This window comes from Pseudomonas sp. TH10, from assembly GCF_016651255.1.
Lineage (GTDB): Bacteria > Pseudomonadota > Gammaproteobacteria > Pseudomonadales > Pseudomonadaceae > Aquipseudomonas.
Map to the genome: position 1 here is coordinate 22,880 of NZ_JAEKEG010000002.1, position 18,793 is coordinate 41,672.

Sequence of the window (18,793 nt, forward strand, 5' to 3'; positions counted from 1 at the left end):
GTCGATCAGAGGTCGATGACCAGGCGATTGCATTTGGCGCGGGATACGCAGGGCATGATTTTCTTGCGGCTGGTCTTGTCCTCATCCGACAGCCAGTCATCGCCGTGCAGCAGCTCGCCATCAAGTTCCAGTACGGTGGTTTCGCAATGGCCACAGGCGCCGCCACGACACAGGTAAGGCATGCTGTAGCCAGCGGCTTCTACTGCTTCGAGCATGGTCTGGTCGGGAGAGACCTCGATGGTCGTGCCGCTATGGCCGAGGGTGAAACTGAAGGCTTCGCCGCCGCTGCTCTGCTCCAGGAATCGCTCGAAGTGCACATGGCTGTCGGTCCAGCCCAGTTCCCGGGCGCACGCCAGCGTGGCGTCGATCATGCTGTCCGGGCCGCAGACGTACACGTGGCTACCCAGCGGGCGGTCGGCCAGGACCCTACCGATGTCCATGCGCGAGTCGACACCCTTGCGATACAGATGCACCTGTTCGCCATAGGTGGCCTGCAATTCCTTGCCAAGTTGTGCATGCGCTTCGCCGCGCACCGCGTAATGCAGTTCAAAAGGCACCTTGCTCAGGCGCAGTTCCTCCAGCTGCGAGATGACCGGTGTAATGCCGACGCCGCCCGCGATAAAGATGTGCAGCCGCGCCTGCTTGATGAGCGGGAACAGGTTGACCGGTGGCGTCACCTCGATCACATCCCCTTCGCTGACATCGTCGTGCAGCGAGACCGAGCCGCCACGACCGTTGTCCACCCGGCGCACGGCAATCTGATAACTGCTGGTGTCGTACGGCGAGCTGAGCAGTGAATAGGGGTTGCGCAGGGTGTTCTGCGAGTGGGCGATCAGCACCACCACGTGGCTGCCACCGGAAAACGCGGGCAGGTGAGCGCCGGTCGGCGACACCAGGGTGAAGCGCTTGATTTCCGGGGTCACCGCTTCGATGCGGGCTACGCGCAAATTCAATGTGCCGTTGTTCTGGCTCATGTGTCGAGCTCCTCGGCTTCGGGCAATTCACCCGGGACTTCAGCATCGGCCTTGACCGCCTGAAAGGCGGCCAGGCGACGGGAATAATGATCGCGCACCACCAGCGTCACGCCGCATCCAGGGCAGTCGTAGACCCGTTGAGTGACGTTCTCGGTGTAGGTGTCGCAATGCACGCACCAGACCCGGCGTACCAGGGTGCCGGAATGCTCGCGTAGCACTTCGTCGCGATTGAGGTCGAAATGCGTGGCCACTTGCATGGCGCTGCCGAGAAAGCTTTCCGAGCCGGCGAGGTACAGGCGGGTGCCCATGCGTGCTTCGCCGAGCAGGGTCCTGAGTGCTTCGATCAGCGCCTGATTGGACGAGTGCACGTGCAGTGGAAGCTGCGGATGCTCCTGTAACTGGCCGAGGAAATCCTGCCCGGAGAAGGACTCCTGGGAATACAGCAGGGTGATGGGGCCCGCAGATGCGGCCATCTCGTCCAGTAATCGCAACATGGCGCGCCCACCACTGCCCTGGCCGGCGATGATGTGGTGCAGACCGCCTGGCAGCGGTTCCAGCCGGTCATAGACCGGTCGGCTTTTGATCCCGGTGATCAACATTTTTATTATTCCTCCTGGCTACCGGCGCGGCGGTAAAGCCGGCCTTGTGCAAAGCCCAACGATGGTGGGTTGCAGATAGCAGGAGCACAGGTCGTGCCAGTTATATAAGTCTATGAATCCAAAGGGATATGTTGTTTGGCGAAGAAAAGAGGAAGGCAAAAGTAACTTGATATGTATGCGTTTTCGCAGCGCTTTCAGGTGAAACAGCACCTCTACGCTGCTACGTTTTCAAATCACTCGCGCTGCAACTTGCGAATCAACGTGCCAATGTCGATACCCAGGTGCACCGCCGCCTTGCGCTTGCTGCCGCACAGGTGCACCGCCCGGAGGATCACCTGGCGTTCGAAATGCTGGACCTGCAGCTTGAGGTTCTGCTGCGCATCCTCTTCGTCGGCCAGTCGGGCATCCACTGATTCCCGAGGGCGCTGCGGTTCGAGCATTTCGGCAGGCAGATGATGTTCCTGTGCTTCATCATCGGCGAGGACGGCCAGGCGCTCGAAAATGTTCACCAGCTCGCGGATATTGCCCGGGTAGTCGTAGCTCAGGAGCCGCTTGCGACAGCCCGCTGAGAGGCTCAGGGATGGTTCACGGTCTCCATTGATGCGGCTGAGCAGAATGTCGATCAGGAAGGGCAAATCATCACGATGCTGGCGCAACGGCGGGATTTCCACCGGCAGCACGGCCAGGCGGTAGTACAGGTCGGCACGGAACTCGCCCAGGCTGACCAGGTGTCGCAAATCCTTGTTGGTGGCGGCAATGACCTGCACCTGCACCGATTTGCTCAGGGGCGAGCCGACCGATTGAATGGTGCTGTCTTCGAGAAATTTCAACAACTTGGCCTGGACGTGCAGCGGTATCTCGCCGATCTCGTCGAGGAACAGCGTCCCGCCGGCAGCCGCTTCGATATAGCCTTGCTTGCCGCCCGCCAGCGCGCCGGTAAAGGCCCCGCGTTCATAACCGAACATCTCCGATTCGAACAGGCTCTCGGGAATGCTCCCGCAATTGACATGAATGAACGGCCGATCGCCCCAGCCCGCAGCTCGGTGTATGTGTCGGGCGATCGCAGTCTTGCCCACTCCTGGTTCACCCAACAGCAACAGGCGCGCGCGTCGACGGAAGGCGCGCACGCCAGTGTCGGCGATGCCTGAGAGCTGTGGGGACAGATGCAGCGCGTTATCTTGCGGGTCGCGCAGGCCGTGGGATTCAACCGGCCTGGCGCCCAGGGACGCTCGGCGTTGCGGCTGGCTGCCGTCAAAATCTTTCTGGGTCAGCATGCGAAAAGGCTTTTCATAAGCCCCGGTGGGAATCGCATGGGTGCTGCTGAGCAGCACGCGGCCCTCTCGGGAGCGCGTCAAGGCGCTATTGCCGCCGCGATGGAGCGCCGCTTGCAGGTCGTCGTAGTTGAGTGCAGAGCGCTGGAAAAACTCACTGTCCGATAACCCGATGGCCTGCTGTTTGGACAGTCGATTGACCCGCTCGGCGGCCAGGTTGAGAAAGCGTACGCGGCCTTCGCCGTCAGTCACGATGAGCGCCTCGCTGAAGCTGTCGAGGAGGGCGTGCAGGGCCGGGGTCTGCAGTAACGCGCCGAGCACTTCGCTGCTGACATTGACCGAGGAACGCATGCCCATCTGCAGGCTGGGTGGCAGGTTCGAGTCTTTCATGGGTGCAACTCTTGGGTGCGCACGCCCTGGCGCTGACGGAACACTGCAACGCGCCAGGCTACGCCTTCGCGAATCAGGATGCGCGAACAGTGCACGTCGAAGTCCGGCGCACGCCCACTCAGATCCGGCAGCGGCAGACGGTGCCAGGTGCGTTCCGGCAGTGCGTTATCCAGCAACAGGCGAGCGATACCCGCGCCGTTGGTGATGCCGAATGTCTCTTCAAACACTGCGTTGCGCCATTGCGGCTGCAAGTGTTCGTCAATCACCAGCACGGCGTCCGGTACCGCATCGAACACTCGGCGCAGCGCATCTATGCGTTGTTCTGCATCGTGTTGCATGCGCAGTTCCTGGCTGACATCGCGAATGCTGCCCCACATGCGTAACAGGTGCCCGTTGACGATGGTTGCGCGCACGTCGTTCTCGACGTAGGCGGGCGATCCGTCATGGCGGCGATCCACGGACAAGGCGCAGTCGACGCTGAATCCGGCTTCGATCAGGCGCCGCACAAATTCCTCGTTGGCCGGGCTGCGCGGCCAGTAGAGCCGGACCGGTTGCTGGTTGAAATCGACATCCGACGGCATTTCGTAGACGTCGGCCATCGCGCGGTTGCACAGGCGCCAGTGCGAGTCGTTCTCGAAGACCTGTCGCACGATTTCATCGGGCGAGTTGTTGATGTCTACCGCCTCAGCAAACTCGATGCACCAGTAGGCCACCTTGGCGCTCTGCAGCATCTGGCTCATCACTTCATTGGCGTTGTGCATTTCCCGCAGGCGATGACCCAGTGTACCCAGCGGTATGTTCAACAAGTGCAGGCAGGCCGGCTGAACCTCACGCCACTGCAGCAACCCGCTGGCAATCACGTGCAGCAGGCTGCCGTTGTGGCGGATCAGGGTCAGCTCAAGGCTCTGGACCAACTCGTCCGCAGGCGGGTTGGCGAACAGTGCGCGCAGGGTGCGAACCGATTCGACGCTGTAGAGGTGTTCGATCGGCTGGTTCAAAGAGTCTTCCGGCGAGTAACCCAACTGGTCGCTCAAACTGGCGGACAGGCTCACGAGCAGCCCGTCGGCACTCAGGGTGCTGGTGCAGGGCGGCGCCTTGTGGGCCAGCAAATTCAGGATATCCATGGCGAATCGGCTCGGGTTGGCTGAGGGTCTCAAAAGCAGGGCACATCGCATGCCAAGCAGATCTTTCGTAGCACCTGGAGCCGTTGTAGCAACTGCAGCAGATGGAGCAGCTGTACAGCGTGTGCTCCCACAATCTTTGGCAGCTGCACAAAAGTGCTGCGATATTGCAGCACGTTTAGCATTTTTACAGCGATCAAGCGACGAAGCGGGCATGCGCAGGTCCTGCTCTACATGAAAAACGCATGTGTATACGATCCAGGACCCCGGTAAACTGCGCTCCTTTTTCAAGGAGTCGATATGAGTCACTACCAGCCGGGCATCCTCGCCACCCCGTTCCGCTGCAAGCCCGTCATCTGTTCTTCGCGCTGGTGTCCGTCGAAGCCCTGCCGGCTGCGCTCGACAACCTGATGCAACTGGTAGACGGCAAATCTGCCGTAGTGGGCTTTGGTGAGTCCCTGGCCATGGCACTACACGCCCGTATCGATGGCCTGCGGGCATTTCCGGCGATGACCGGCGTGGGCGTCGACAACCCGTCGACCCAGCATGCGCTGTGGTGCTGGCTGCATGGCATCGACCGTGGCGAACTGCTCAATCGCAGCCAGGCCATCGAAGCGGCACTGGCTCCGGCGTTGCGTCTGGTACAGATGAATGAAACTTTTCGCCACCTGACCGGCCACGACCTGACCGGTTACGAGGACGGTACGGAAAACCCCCATGACGAAGCGGCCGTGGCGGCGGCGTTGCTGGGCGAGGGCGCTGAGGGCCTGGTCGGTGGCAGTTTTGCCGCGATCCAGCAGTGGCAGCACGACTTGAAAGGTTTTCGCGCGTTGCCGTCCCATGAGACGGACAACATCATGGGCCGGCGCCTGAGCGACAACGAAGAACTGGACGATGCGCCAATCTCTGCTCACGTCAAACGCACCGCCCAGGAAAGTTTTGCCCCCGAGGCGTTTGTGGTGCGTCGTTCCATGCCCTGGATTGAAGGCGACCGTGCCGGCCTGATGTTCCTCGCTTTCGGCTTCTCCCTGGACGCCTTCGAAGCCCAGCTGCGCCGCATGAGCGGCCTGGAAGACGGCATCACCGATGGCCTGTATCGCATCAGCCGACCGATCACCGGCGGCTACTACTGGTGCCCGCCGCTCAAGGGCGGCCACCTCGACCTGCGCGCGCTGCGCATGGGCTGACACCGGTTGGCAGGGTGAAGGAGCAGGCGCCTTCACCTGAAACTGCCGACTAACCTTATACCCAAACGTTATTTCCCAGCCGCAAATCAGCTCGATATGATCTTGTCATAACTCGTTATAACAAGTGATTCCGTGATGACCGATAACGTTCTCTCCCTAAGCAGCGTTCCTTTGCACACTCAACTGCGCGACGTCCTCCGTGCGCGCATTCTGGACGGTGAATACCCGCAAGACAGCCAGATGCCTTCCGAAAGCGAACTGGGTGCGCTGTTCAAAGTCAGCCGCATCACCGTGCGCCAGGCGCTCGGCGATCTGCAAAAGGAAGGGCTGATCTTCAAGATCCACGGCAAAGGCACTTTTGTTGCCAAGCCGAAAACCTTTCAAAACGTCAGCAGCCTGCAAGGCCTCGCCGAGTCCATGACCGGGCGTGGCTACGAGGTGATCAACCGCCTGCGCAGTTTCAAATTCATCCCCGCCGATAAACGCGTCGCCGAGCGTTTGCAAGTCGCGGAAGGCGAGACCGTGGCGCAGATCAAACGCGTACGGCTGATCAACCGCGAGCCGATCTCGCTGGAAATCACCTACCTGCCCAAAGCCGTCGGCGAGCGCCTGGAGAAGGCTGATCTGGTCACCCGCGACATCTTCCTGATTCTCGAAAACGACTGCGGCATTGCCCTCGGCCACGCCGATCTGGCGATCGACGCGGTGCTGGCCGACAGCGACCTGACCCAGGCACTGAACGTCGAGGCCGGCTCGCCGATCATGCGCATCGAGCGCCTGACCCACAACGCCAACGGCCAGCCGCTGGACTTCGAATACCTTTACTACCGTGGCGACGCCTTCCAGTACCGCCTGCGAATCGACCGGCAAAAAGGAGCGCAGGCATGACCCGCAACGTTCTCGAACAGGAGTACGACATCGTCGTTATCGGCGGTGGCACTGCCGGCCCGATGGCCGCGATCAAGGCCAAGGAAAAGAACCGCGACTTGCGCGTGTTGCTGGTCGACAAGGCCAACGTCAAACGCAGCGGCGCGATCAGCATGGGCATGGACGGCCTGAACAACGCGATCATTCCCGGCCACTCGACGCCGGAGCAGTACACCAAGGAAATCACCATCGCCAACGACGGCATCGTCAATCAGGCGGCGGTGTACGCCTACGCCACGCATAGTTTCGAAACCATTGAGCAACTCGACCGCTGGGGCGTGAAGTTCGAAAAGGACGAAACCGGCGATTACGCGGTGAAAAAAGTCCACCACATGGGCGCCTACGTGCTGCCAATGCCGGAAGGACACGACATCAAGAAGGTCTTGTATCGCCAGTTGAAACGCGCTCGGGTCAACATCACCAATCGCCTGGTGTGCACGCGTTTGCTGACCGACGAGGAGGGCACCGTCAATGGCGTGATGGGCTTCGATTGCCGCACCGCCGACTTCCATGTGATCAAGGCCAAAGCGGTGATCCTCGCGTGCGGTGCCGCCGGACGCCTCGGTCTGCCGTCGTCGGGTTACCTGATGGGCACCTACGAAAACCCGACCAACGCTGGCGATGGTTACGCGATGGCCTATCACGCCGGAGCCGAACTGGCGAACCTCGAGTGCTTCCAGATCAACCCGTTGATCAAGGATTACAACGGCCCGGCCTGCGCTTACGTCACTGGCCCGTTGGGCGGCTATACCGCCAACAACAAGGGCGAACGCTTCATCGAGTGCGACTACTGGAGCGGGCAGATGATGTGGGAGTTCCACCAGGAGCTGGAAAGCGGCAACGGTCCGGTGTTTCTCAAACTCGATCATCTGGCCGAGGAAACCATCCAGAACATCGAGGAGATTCTGCACAGCAACGAACGCCCGAGCCGGGGCCAGTTTCACGCCAATCGCGGCACCGATTACCGCACGCAAATGGTCGAGATGCACATCTCCGAAATCGGTTTTTGCAGTGGTCATTCGGCGTCCGGTGTGTGGGTCAACGAGCGTGCCGAGACCTCGGTGAAAGGCTTGTACTCGGCCGGTGACATGGCCGCCGTGCCGCACAACTACATGCTTGGCGCTTTCACCTACGGCTGGTTCGCCGGGCACAACGCTGCGGACTTTGTCGCCGGGCGCGAGTTTTCTGCGCTGGATGCCGAGCAGATCGAAAAGGAAAAGGCCCGAGTCTACGCGCCACTGGATCGCGAAAACGGTCTGCCGCCCGCACAGGTCGAGTACAAGCTGCGGCGCTTCGTCAACGATTACCTGCAACCGCCGAAAGTCACCAAGAAGATGCAGATCGGCCTGCAACGTTTCAGCGACATCGAGCGCGACCTCGAGCAGATGAAGGCCAACAACGCCCACGAACTGATGCGCGCGATGGAAGTCAGCGTGATCCGCGATTGCGCCGAAATGGCTGCTCGCGCCTCATTGTTCCGCGCCGAAAGCCGTTGGGGGCTGTACCACCATCGGGTCGATTACCCGCAGCGCAATGACCGCGACTGGTTCTGCCATTGCCACCTGAAGAAGGGCGATGACGGCTTGATGACCAGTTTCAAGAAAGCCGTCGAGCCTTACATCATCCCGCTCGATGCCGAAGAAATGCAGGCCTACGACCGCTTGCGAGTCGGTGCCTTTGCCGCGTGATGCATCACTGAAAAGAGAGTCCGAACCATGGCCTATCAAGCCCAGGAAATCTTCTTCCGCTCCAATGCCCCCGTCACCGTGGACGAGGACAAATGCATCGCCGAAAAGGGTTGCACCGTGTGCGTTGACGTCTGCCCGATGGACCTGCTGGCGATCAACCCGGCGACGCAAAAGGCTTACATGGCGTTCGATGAATGCTGGTACTGCATGCCGTGCGAGAAGGACTGCCCGACCGGGGCGGTGAAGGTCGAGATTCCCTATCTGTTGCGCTAAATCCCAATCATTGTGGGATCGAGTACAGACAACTTGTAAAGCCATCCGGTGAACCCCGGACGCTGGATTCATCGAACACCCCTCGTTTCCCACCGCGCCCTGATCGCGGCGGAGACGAACTCAAATAAACGATTCGAGGGGAAACACTCATGTTGCGTGCAGCAATCGCCGGTCTGGTACTGGCCTCATTTACCTTGTCGGCCTCAGCCGAAACCATCCGCATCGCCATCGGCACCCAGGACACCACCATCAACTGCGCCGCAGGCGGTTTGCTGATTCGTGAACTCGGTCTGCTCGACAAATACCTGCCCCACGACGGCGCCTACAAAGACGCCCAATACGAGGTGCAGTGGAAAAACTTCACCAGCGGTGCGCCCCTGACCAATGAGATGGTCGCCGGCAAACTCGACTTCGGCGCCATGGCGGATTTCCCCGGCACCTTCAACGGGGTGGCGTTTGAAGCCGCTGGCAAGCACAGCCTGTTCATCAGCGTGTTGTCGGGCAGTATCAAAGGCAGCGGTAACGGCATCGTGGTGCCCAGCGCGTCCAGCGTGCAATCCCTGGCCGAGCTCAAGGGCAAGACCATCTCCGTACCGTTCGCCTCGACGGCCCACGGCATGTTGTTGCGAGCGGTGGCGGCGCAGGGCTGGGATCCGCTGAAAGATGTGAACATCATCGCCCAGCCGCCGGAGGTCGCCGGCTCGGCATTACAGGCCGGCAAAATCGACGCTCACGCCGATTTCGTGCCGTTCGCCGAACTGTTCCCGAGCCGTGGTTTTGCTCGCAAGATCTACGACGGCGCCCAGGCCAATGCGCCGACGTTCCATGGTGCGCTGGTGGATCAGGCGTATGCGAAGAAGTACCCGGAGATCGTCGTTGCTTATTTGCGGGCGAGCATTGAGGCCAATCAACTGCTCGCCGCCGAACCAGAGAAGTACAGCGAGCTGATCGCCAAAGTCACCGGCGTCGATGCCGAGGTCAACTACCTGTTCCACGGCCCGCTCGGCGTGCAGACCCGCGACTTGAGTTGGAAGCCGGAATATCGTCAGGCGGTCGGCACCGCCATCGACACGTTGAAGCTGCTGAAGAAGGCCGACCGAGGCCTCGATCTGAATACCTTCATCGACGACCAATACATTCGCGCCGCGTTCAAGGCGTCGAACCTGGATTACTCCGCCCAGCTTGGCAATTACGCCCAGAGCCCGTTGAAGGCAGTGGATGCAGCGAACGGCCAGGTCATCACCGACTTCAGTCACGTGGCCGAGATCTGGGTGCGCGGTGAACCCAAGGTTCGCCAGTATGCCTCGGCGCAGACAGCGTTCAGCGCATTGGCGCAGTTGAAAGCCGAGGGCAAAAACGTCCGGGCGGTGTATGCGCAGGCCAGTGACAGCGGAATCAAGTTATTGGCCGACCAGGCGTGGTTTGCCAGCGATGCCAAGGGTCGCTTGAGTGCGTTCCTGCTCAAGGGCCAGGCCCAGCAATTTGCAGCGGCGCAGGGCGGCAAAGTTTTCGACTTCACCGACGCCACCACCCAGGCGGTTGCTGCCCGGTAATCAAACTGGAATGCGGTCAACGTAGGAGCTGCCGAAGGCTCCGGCAGCTCCTACGGGGGCGTGTCGCCATTGGGAATTGTTTATGTACCGATCATTTATCCGCTGGACCCCCAGGGCCGCTTCATTGCTGCTCTGCCTGCTGTTCTGGCAACTCGCCGCCAGCCACCACTGGAACCTCGGCCTCGTCACCTTCGCCAACGTGCCGACACCCATCGCGGTGATCGAAGCGGCGCTTGGCTTGGGCGACTCCGGCAAGCTCCTGCAACACCTGACCGCCAGCCTCAGCCGCGTCTTCGCCGGCTACCTCGCGGCACTGGTCATCGGCATCGCCCTGGGCCTGGCCATCGGTCGCTCGAAGCGGGCTGAAGACTGGCTGCTGCCGCCCCTGGAAGTGCTGCGCCCGATTCCCGCCGTGGCCTGGATTCCCCTGGCCATCCTGATGTTTCCCTCGTCGGAGCTGTCGATGGTTTTCATCACCTTCACGGGCGCACTGTTCCCGATCCTGTTGAATACCGTGCACGGCGTCGAAGGCGTCGACCCACGCCTGATTGCCTCAGCGAAAAGCCTCGGAGCAGGGCGCCGGGCGATCCTGCTGGAAGTGATCCTGCCCGGCGCCGCGCCGAGCATCATCACCGGTCTGGCGATCGGCATGGGCACGTCGTGGTTCTGCCTGGTCACCGCAGAAATGATCTCCGGCCAGTTCGGCATCGGTTACTACACCTGGGAGTCCTACACCATTCAAAACTATGCCGACATCGTCGTCGGCATGCTCTTGATCGGTGTGCTGGGCATGGGCAGCAGTTTGCTGATCAAACGCCTGGGCGGGTTGTTCACGCCTTGGCATCGACCGCGAGGAAAAGCCTGATGAGCGTGATGCAAACCCCGGAAGGACGGATTGATATCCGCCAGTTATCCATTGTTCTTGGCGAAGGGCTGCAAGCATTCGAAGCCGTGCAAGGCCTCGACTGCCAGATCGAGCCAGGCCAGTTTGTGTGCATTCTCGGCCCGTCCGGTTGCGGCAAATCGACCTTGCTCGGCGCCTTGGCCGGGCATCTCAACGCCCATGCCGGTAGCCTGAAAGTCGATGGCAGCGAAGTCTCAGGCCCATCACCGCAGCGCGGCATGGTGTTCCAGCATCACACGTTGTTCCCCTGGCGCACGGTGCGTGACAACGTCGCCTTCGGCCTGAAGATGCGTGGCATCGGTAAAACCGAGCGACACCAGGCCGCTGACGAGATCCTGGCCCTGGTCGGGCTTGAAGGGTTCGCCGAGCGCTGGCCTGATCAGTTGTCCGGGGGCATGCAGCAACGTGTCGAAATCGCCCGTGTGCTGGTCAATCGCCCGCGCCTGTTGCTGATGGACGAGCCGTTCGGCGCGCTGGATGCGCTGACCCGTCTGAACATGCAAGAGCTGCTGCTGGACATCTGGACGCGCATCCGCACCACCGTGGTCTTCGTCACCCACGACATCGACGAAGCGCTGTTCCTTGCCGACCGTTTGCTGGTGATGAGCGCACGGCCGGGGCGAATCATCGAAGACTTGCGCCTGGATTTCGTCCGACCCCGCACCAGCGAATTGGTCACCAGCCACGAATTCTCCCGACTCAAGCGTCACTGCCTTGAGTTGTTGCGTCACGAAGACGGTCGGCAGCTACCGCGCCTGAACCCTCTCGGACTTCCCCCAGAAAATAAACTGCCGCGATTTGCCCTATGACCTCTCTATTCGATGTGACCGATAACGCTGACATTCTTGCCCTGCAAACACGCCTGAGTGATGAGGATCCGGGCGTGCGCAGGATTGCCCTGATTGAACTGGCTGATCTCGAGGAGCCTGAAGGCCTGGTCTGGCTGGTCGACCGACTGGCCGAGGATCCGGCTGAAGAAGTTCGTGCCGAAGCCGCACGGCTGCTGGAAGCCTGGGAGGATGACCCGGTCGTCGAGGCATTGTGCCAGGCCCTGACCGACCCTGCGCAGACAGTGCAGGCCGCCGCCGCGCAGAGCCTCAGCCTGCTCAAGAGCGAGGCGGCAGGCAAGGTGATCCTGCCGTGGACCGTGCATGCCGAAGTGCAGGTGCGCGTCGCCGCGTTTCGGGCTCTGCGCGAGTTGCGCTTCCCCGGTGCCGCCGCTGCCGCCTCTGCCGCCTTGCTCGATGTGGACCCAGGTGTGCGCCGCGAGGCGGTCGGCGTGCTCGGCTGGCTCAAGCAGCTCGATGCCTTGCCGGCGCTGGCGACGCTGGCCAGCCAGGATCCCGACACAGAAGTTCGTCGTGCCGCCACCGGCGCCCTCGGTCTGGCTTGCGATGCCCAGGTCCTGCCGGCCCTGCGTCAGGCCCTGCGGGACAACGCCTGGCAGGTTCGTGAGGAAGCCGCTACGACCCTGGGCAAGGTCGGCCACGTTGACGCGGGCCCGGCGCTGGTCGATGCCCTGGGCGACGATTACTGGCAAGTACGCCTGCGCGCCACCCGCAGCCTCGGGCGCTTGCGCTATGTCCCGGCGCTTGAGGCCCTGATCGACACCCTCGGCCATCGCATCAGCAACCTGCGCAAGGAAGCCGCACTGGCCCTGGGTGAACTGAATGATCGCGGCGCTGTGGCCGCATTGCAGGCTGCGCAGGATGACGGCGACCCGGAAGTGCGCAAAGCCGTGCGCATTGCCTTGAGTCAGTTGCAATGAACCCGCGGTCGGTGGGGAATTCGCAGGCTCGACAGCAATTGCGCCTCAACTGGCCGGATGGCCGTGAACAATTGCTGGACCATGCTGAACTGCGCCGCCAGTGCCCGTGCTCGCAATGCCGGGCGTTTCGGCTGCGAGGGCAGGCGCCGCTGGTGGACTCGCGGGTGCGGGTGATCGAGGTCAATGACCAGGGGTATGGGGTGCAGCTGGTATTCAGTGATGGACATGAGCGGGGAATTTTTCCGTGGGGCTTTCTCGCCGGACTGGCTAATAACTCCAATTGAACACGCCCCCACGGGGCATGTCATGGACGGATGGTGCTTGTCACCAAAACCGCAGAAGAGTACAAATGTACTCCATGACCAACCTCACTCCCCGCCGTACCGCCATTCTGACTTTTATCCGCGATCGCATCGCCGAGCACGGTCAGCCCCCAAGCCTCGCTGAAATCAGCGAGGCGTTCGGTTTCGCCTCCCGAAGTGTGGCGCGCAAGCATGTGCTGGCGCTTACCGAAGCCGGGTTCATCGAGGTCAACCCCCATCAGGCCCGAGGCATTCGTTTGCTTGGGCAACCGGCGCGCCCGGAGTTGCTCGACATTCCCGTGCTCGGCCGCGTCGCTGCCGGTGCGCCGATTGGCGCCGATGCCGAGGTTGACCGGCGCTTGATGCTCGACCCGGCGCTGTTCTCGCGCACGCCCGATTACATGCTGCGGGTGCAGGGCGACTCAATGATCGAGGACGGCATTCTCGACGGCGATCTGGTCGGCGTGCGGCGCAATCCCGAAGCGCTCAACGGCCAGATCGTTGTGGCGCGGCTCGACGGTGAAGTCACTATCAAACGTTTCGAACGGCTCGGCGATGAAGTGCGGCTGTTGCCGCGCAACCCGGCGTATCAGCCGATTGTCGTGCGCGACGATCAGGATCTGGCCATCGAAGGAGTGTTCTGCGGTCTGGTGAGGCAAGGCTGATGGGCGCCGTCGTTGCGTTGGATACGCTGTTCAATGGCGGCCAGGTCTGGAAGGGCCGGCCCGCGCCCTCGGCCGCCAGCCCGCAACCCACCGGGCACGCGGTGCTGGATGCCGCGCTGCCCACCGGTGGCTGGCCGGAAGCGGCACTGACTGAAATCCTCCTGGCCGGGCAGGGCGTGGGTGAATTGCAACTGGTGTGGCCGGCCCTGGCGCGGTTGTCCGCAGCGGGGGAGCGGATTGTCCTGGTGGCGCCGCCCTTTGTTCCCTACCCCCAAGCCTGGGAAAACGCCGGGGTCGATCTGCGTCAACTGTCCATCATCCAGGCCAGCGAGCGCGATGCCTTGTGGGCAGCGGAGCAGTGCCTGCGCTCGGGCAGTTGCGGCGCGGTGCTGTGCTGGCCGCATAAAGCCGATGACCGTGCATTGCGTCGCTTGCAAGTGGCAGCAGAAACCGGCTCGACCCTGGCGTTTGCCTATCGCTCGATCCAGGAGGCCATCAACCCTTCGCCTGCAGCCTTGCGCATCGCCATCGATGCGCGCCCCGCGCAACTGCGTGTGCTCAAGTGCCGGGGCGGGCTGGCCCGTTCGGCGCCAATCGCCTTTGCCGTGGGGCATTGAGGTTGCCATGCGTTGGGTATGTATTCTCTTCCCGCAATTGGCGCTGGACGCGGTCTTGCGTCAGCGCAGCGACCCGGATCAACCGCTGGCGCTGTTGACCGGCCCGGCCCAGCGCCGTGTGTTGCAGGCAGTCAACGCTTCTGCAAGGGCACTGGGCTTGCGTCCAGGCCAGTCAATGACTGCCGCCCAGGCATTGAGCAAGGCCTTTGTCACGGCGGAGTACGACGCCGCAGAAATCGAACACTGGCAGCAATTCCTCGCGGCCTGGGCCTATCGGTTCAGTTCCCAGGTCAGCGTGCATTACCCCCGTGCACTGGTGTTCGAGATCGAATCCAGCCTGGGCCTGTTCGGCCCCTGGTCGCAATTCGAGGCCCGCTTGCGCAGCGAGCTGGGGGAGCTGGGTTTTCGCCATCGCATAGTCGCAGCCCCCAACCCGGTGGCCGCACGGGTATTGGCCAACCTGCATGACGGTCTGGTGGTCGCGGATGACGCCGCCTTGCAATGGCACCTCGCGCAATTGCCCATCGACCGCATTGCCCTGGAACCGACGGTAGCCACGGCTTTGTCGCGCATGGGGCTGCGCACCCTGGACCAGCTGCAGGCTTTGCCGCGTAACAGCCTGGCACGGCGGTTCGAAGCCCGTGTACTGCTGCACCTGGACACCTTGTGCGGGATCCGGCCATTGGCCCTGGCGTTCTACCTGCCACCTGACCGTTTTGATGTGCGCATCGAGCTCAATTTTGATGTGCAGTCCCACCAGGCGTTGCTGTTTCCATTACGCCGCCTGACCGGCGATCTCGCGGCGTTCCTGTGCGGGCGCGACAGTGGCGTGCAGCGTTTTGACCTGCACCTGGAACACTCAGGCTTGCCTGACAGCGTGATCAAGGTCGGCCTGCTCAGCGCTGAGCGCGATCCGGCGATGCTCTTTGAACTGGCCCGTGGGCGGCTGGAGCAAGTGCAGGTGCAGGCCCCGGTGCGCGGCTTTCGCTTGCGAGCCGAAGACTTGCCCGCCTTTGTGCCCCAGCATCAGGAGCTGTTCGACGACCGTCCGCAACAGTCCTTGCCCTGGGAGCAATTGCGCGAGCGCTTGCGGGCCCGGCTTGGGGATGATGCGGTTCACGGCTTGCGCTTTCAGGCCGACCACCGACCTGAATGTGCCTGGCAGGCCGGGGCCGATAACCAGCGCGGCAACGGGCTGTGCGGTGTGCAACGTCCAGGGTGGCTGCTGACTGAACCGCTGGCGGTGCAGGAAGGGTCGGCGCGCATTGTCATGGGGCCGGAGCGAATCGAGTCCGGTTGGTGGGATGGCGGCGATGTGCGACGCGACTATTACCTGATTGAAACCCGCTCCGGCCAGCAGGCCTGGGCCTATCGAGCGGTAGGCGAGGGTGGTCCATTGTGGCTGCAGGGCTGGTTCGCATGACCAGCGCCTACGCGGAACTGCATTGCCTGTCGAACTTCAGCTTCCAGCGCGGCGCATCCAGTGCGCTTGAGCTGTTCCAGCGGGCAAAAAGCAGGGCTACCAGGCGCTGGCCATTACTGATGAATGCACGCTGGCAGGCATCGTCCGAGCCTGGCAGGCGGCCAGGTCGGTGGACTTGCCGCTGATCATCGGCAGTGAAATCCGCATCGAGAACGGCCCGAAACTGGTGCTCCTGGTGGAAAATCTCGAGGGTTATCAGCACCTGTGCCGGCTGATCACCCGGGCCCGACGTCGTACGCAGAAAGGCCAGTATCAGGTGCTGCGCGAGGATTTCAGCGAGCCGTTGCCGGGTTTACTGGCGCTGTGGGTGCCTGACGCTGTGGATGATACGGGCAGTGGTCAGTGGCTGCGGCAAGTGTTTGCTGAACGTCTGTGGCTGGCGGTGCAGTTGCACTGTGGGCAGAATGACCGGCGCCGACTGGCCGACCTGATGAGCCTGGCGGGCGAGCTGCAAATCCCGATGGTAGCCAGCGGCGACGTGCACATGCATGTGCGCGGGCGACGCGCGCTGCAGGACACCATGACCGCCATCCGCCATCACGTGCCGGTGGCAGCCGCCGGTTTACGCCTGCACCCCAATGGCGAGCGGCACCTGCGCAGTCTCGATGCACTGGGCGCGCTCTATCCCCAGGCCTTGCTCGACGAAACAGTCAGGATCGCCCGGCGTTGCACCTTCGACCTGAGCCAGTTGCGCTACCAATACCCACGTGAGCTTGTGCCCGAGGGGCACAGCGGGGTCTCGTGGCTGAGGGTACTGACCGAGCGCGGGATTCGCCAGCGTTGGCCCGAAGGTGCGAGTGACAAGGTTCGGCAACTGATCGACAAGGAACTGGGCCTGATCGCCGAGCTGGGTTATGAAAGTTATTTCCTCACCGTGCAAGACATCGTCGCGTTCGCCCGACGCGAGCGCATTCTCTGCCAGGGACGCGGCTCGGCGGCCAACTCTGCGGTGTGCTTTGCCCTGGGCATCACCGAGATCGACCCGGCACGCATGAACATGCTGTTCGAGCGTTTCCTTTCCAAGGAGCGTAACGAACCGCCAGACATCGACGTCGATTTCGAACACGAACGTCGCGAAGAAGTCCTGCAATACGTGTTTCAGCGCTACGGTCGCACCCGTGCAGCCCTGACCGCAGTGGTCAGCTCTTATCACGCTGCCGGAGCGGTGCGTGACGTGGCCAAGGCGCTGGGGTTGCCGCCGGACCAGATCAACGCCCTGGCCGATTGTTGCGGCCACTGGAGCGATCAGACGCCGCCATTGGAGCGCTTGCGCGAAAGCGGTTTCGACCCCGAAAGCCCGGTGTTGCGTCGGGTGCTCAGCCTCACCGGACAACTGATCGGCTTTCCCCGGCACCTGTCCCAGCATCCGGGTGGCTTTGTCATTTCCGAGCAGCCACTCGACACCCTGGTGCCGGTGGAGAACGCGGCCATGGCCGAGCGCACCATCATTCAATGGGACAAGGACGACCTGGATGCGGTCGGTCTGCTCAAGGTCGATATCCTGGCGCTGGGCATGCTCAGTGCCATTCGCCGTTGTTTTGACCTGTTGCGTCGCCACCGCAACCTCGACCTGAGCCTGGCCACGGTGCCGGCTGAAGACCCCCAGACCTACGAAATGATTGGCCGTGCGGATACGGTCGGGGTGTTCCAGATCGAGTCCCGGGCGCAGATGTCGATGTTGCCCAGGCTCAAGCCCAAAGAGTTCTATGACCTTGTCATTGAGGTAGCGATCGTGCGACCCGGGCCTATCCAGGGTGGCATGGTGCATCCGTATCTGCGGCGACGAAACGGTGAAGAGCTTGAAACCTATCCGTCCGAGCAATTGCGCGAAGTGTTGAAGCGCACGCTTGGGGTGCCGTTGTTCCAGGAGCAGGTGATGCAGATCGCCATTGTTGCCGCCGACTACAGCCCCGGGGAGGCCGACCAGTTGCGTCGCTCCATGGCGGCCTGGAAACGCCACGGCGGGCTTGAACCGCACAAGTTGCGCCTGGCTGCCGGGATGAAGAAAAACGGCTATACGGCGCAATTCGCCGAGCTGATCTTCGAACAGATCAAGGGGTTTGGCAGCTATGGTTTTCCCGAGTCCCACGCCGCAAGCTTTGCCTTGCTGACTTACGCCAGTTGCTGGCTGAAGTGCCACGAACCTGCGGCATTTGCCTGCGCGCTGATTAACAGCTGGCCCATGGGTTTCTACAGTCCCGACCAGATCCTGCAGGATGCACGCCGCCACCATTTACAGATTCGCCCGGTGGATGTGCGCGCCAGTGACTGGGATTGCAGCCTTGAACCCGTTGCCGGGGCGCAGCCGGCGATCCGTATGGGCTTGCGCATGATCAAGGGCTTTCGCGAGGACGATGCACGACGCATCGAGGTGGCCCGGGCTCGAGGGCATTTGTCGACATCGCCGACCTCGGCGAACGGGCACGGCTCGAAGCCCGCGCCCAGGAGCAGTTGGCCGATGCTGGAGCCCTGCGCGGGCTGGCGGGAGATCGCCATCGCGCGCGCTGGGAAGTGGCAGGGGTGCACAAGCAACTGGGACTGTTTGCCGGGCTGCGCGATGCAGGAGGAGGAACCTGGTGGCCTTACCCAAGCCCACGGTTGGCGAGGATCTGCTGGCTGACTACACCACGTGTCGGTACCACCCTCGGCCCACATCCGCTGGCGCTTGTTACGCGGCGAGCTGAAAGCGCGGCGCTGTCGCAGTTCCAGGGAATTGCTGGAGGTCGAGCATGGCCGTCCGGTCAGCGTCGCCGGCCTGGTCACCGGTCGCCAGCGACCGGGTACCGCCAGTGGTGTGACCTTCGTCACCCTGGAAGATGAGTTCGGCAACGTCAACGTGATCGTCTGGCGCGACCTGGCCGAGCGTCAGCGAAAAGTGCTGGTGGGCTCGCAGTTGCTCAAGGTCGATGGGCGCTGGGAGAGCCAGGGCGAGGTTCGTCACCTGATTGCCGGAAGAATGAGTGACCTGAGTGAGTTGCTGGACGGGATGAGCATTCGCAGTCGGGATTTCCATTGATGAATCCATCCTCTATCCCCTCTCCGTAGGAGCTGCCGAGTGCAACGAGGCTGCG

General features: G+C 62.3%; 15 protein-coding genes and 2 pseudogenes. 13 read left to right on the top strand and 4 right to left on the bottom strand.

The window, feature by feature from the left end; translation table 11 throughout:
• Window positions 1-5: 5 nt before the first annotated feature.
• From JFT80_RS00195 to JFT80_RS00210, 4 genes are all read right to left on the bottom strand, one after another.
• Window positions 6-974: a PDR/VanB family oxidoreductase gene (locus JFT80_RS00195; RefSeq protein ID WP_201146519.1), complete on the bottom strand. Its 969-nt coding sequence runs from the start codon at window positions 972-974 to the stop codon at window positions 6-8.
• Window positions 971-1,573: a dimethylamine monooxygenase subunit DmmA family protein gene (locus tag JFT80_RS00200; RefSeq protein ID WP_201146520.1), complete on the bottom strand. Its 603-nt coding sequence runs from the start codon at window positions 1,571-1,573 to the stop codon at window positions 971-973. Before JFT80_RS00200 ends, JFT80_RS00195 begins: the two co-directional genes overlap by 4 nt.
• A 233-nt stretch (window positions 1,574-1,806) precedes the next feature.
• Window positions 1,807-3,234 (bottom strand): sigma-54-dependent Fis family transcriptional regulator, encoded by a 1,428-nt coding sequence (locus tag JFT80_RS00205; RefSeq protein ID WP_201146521.1) that lies wholly within the window; start codon window positions 3,232-3,234, stop codon window positions 1,807-1,809.
• The gene (locus JFT80_RS00210; RefSeq protein ID WP_201146522.1) at window positions 3,231-4,358 is read right to left on the bottom strand and encodes a PAS domain-containing protein; all 1,128 of its coding nucleotides are present in this window, start codon (window positions 4,356-4,358) and stop codon (window positions 3,231-3,233) included. The genes JFT80_RS00205 and JFT80_RS00210 overlap by 4 nt, the downstream gene beginning before the upstream one ends.
• 297 nt (window positions 4,359-4,655) lie before the next feature.
• On the opposite strand from JFT80_RS00210, the pseudogene JFT80_RS00215 reads away from it, so the two are divergent.
• The 13 genes and pseudogenes from JFT80_RS00215 (at window position 4,656) to JFT80_RS00275 (ending at window position 18,738) form a co-directional block, all read left to right on the top strand.
• Window positions 4,656-5,542, top strand: a pseudogene (locus JFT80_RS00215) (Dyp-type peroxidase).
• Window positions 5,543-5,677: 135 nt separating this feature from the next.
• Window positions 5,678-6,430, top strand: a complete 753-nt coding sequence (locus tag JFT80_RS00220) for a GntR family transcriptional regulator (protein WP_201146523.1) — start codon at window positions 5,678-5,680, stop codon at window positions 6,428-6,430.
• Entirely contained in the window at window positions 6,427-8,157 is a 1,731-nt protein-coding gene (locus tag JFT80_RS00225; RefSeq protein WP_201146524.1) for a fumarate reductase/succinate dehydrogenase flavoprotein subunit, read from the top strand. Before JFT80_RS00220 ends, JFT80_RS00225 begins: the two co-directional genes overlap by 4 nt.
• 27 nt (window positions 8,158-8,184) lie before the next feature.
• A complete protein-coding gene (locus JFT80_RS00230; RefSeq protein WP_007959413.1) occupies window positions 8,185-8,430 on the top strand; it encodes a ferredoxin family protein in 246 nt (81 codons plus the stop codon).
• A gap of 149 nt (window positions 8,431-8,579) precedes the next feature.
• Window positions 8,580-9,983: an ABC transporter substrate-binding protein gene (locus JFT80_RS00235; RefSeq protein ID WP_201146525.1), complete on the top strand. Its 1,404-nt coding sequence runs from the start codon at window positions 8,580-8,582 to the stop codon at window positions 9,981-9,983.
• Window positions 9,984-10,065: 82 nt separating this feature from the next.
• Entirely contained in the window at window positions 10,066-10,848 is a 783-nt protein-coding gene (locus tag JFT80_RS00240) for an ABC transporter permease (protein ID WP_201146526.1), read from the top strand.
• On the top strand, window positions 10,848-11,696 hold the full coding sequence (locus tag JFT80_RS00245; protein WP_201146527.1) for an ABC transporter ATP-binding protein: 849 nt from the start codon (window positions 10,848-10,850) through the stop codon (window positions 11,694-11,696). Before JFT80_RS00240 ends, JFT80_RS00245 begins: the two co-directional genes overlap by 1 nt.
• Window positions 11,693-12,655 carry a HEAT repeat domain-containing protein gene (locus JFT80_RS00250; protein WP_201146528.1) on the top strand — a complete coding sequence of 321 codons (963 nt, stop codon included), beginning with the start codon at window positions 11,693-11,695 and terminating at the stop codon, window positions 12,653-12,655. The genes JFT80_RS00245 and JFT80_RS00250 overlap by 4 nt, the downstream gene beginning before the upstream one ends.
• Complete coding sequence (locus tag JFT80_RS00255) at window positions 12,652-12,939, top strand: DUF971 domain-containing protein (RefSeq protein WP_201146529.1); 288 nt, start codon at window positions 12,652-12,654, stop codon at window positions 12,937-12,939. Before JFT80_RS00250 ends, JFT80_RS00255 begins: the two co-directional genes overlap by 4 nt.
• Before the next feature lie 65 nt (window positions 12,940-13,004).
• A complete protein-coding gene (gene lexA, locus JFT80_RS00260; RefSeq protein WP_201146530.1) occupies window positions 13,005-13,622 on the top strand; it encodes a transcriptional repressor LexA in 618 nt (205 codons plus the stop codon).
• Window positions 13,622-14,239, top strand: coding sequence for a translesion DNA synthesis-associated protein ImuA (imuA, locus tag JFT80_RS00265; protein WP_201146531.1), 618 nt, complete (start codon window positions 13,622-13,624; stop codon window positions 14,237-14,239). The genes lexA and imuA overlap by 1 nt, the downstream gene beginning before the upstream one ends.
• A gap of 7 nt (window positions 14,240-14,246) precedes the next feature.
• Complete coding sequence (locus JFT80_RS00270) at window positions 14,247-15,662, top strand: DNA polymerase Y family protein (RefSeq protein ID WP_122840665.1); 1,416 nt, start codon at window positions 14,247-14,249, stop codon at window positions 15,660-15,662.
• Window positions 15,659-18,738 (top strand): annotated as a pseudogene (locus tag JFT80_RS00275) (error-prone DNA polymerase). The gene JFT80_RS00270 and the pseudogene JFT80_RS00275 overlap by 4 nt, the downstream one beginning before the upstream one ends.
• The last annotated feature ends 55 nt before the right edge of the window (window positions 18,739-18,793 follow it).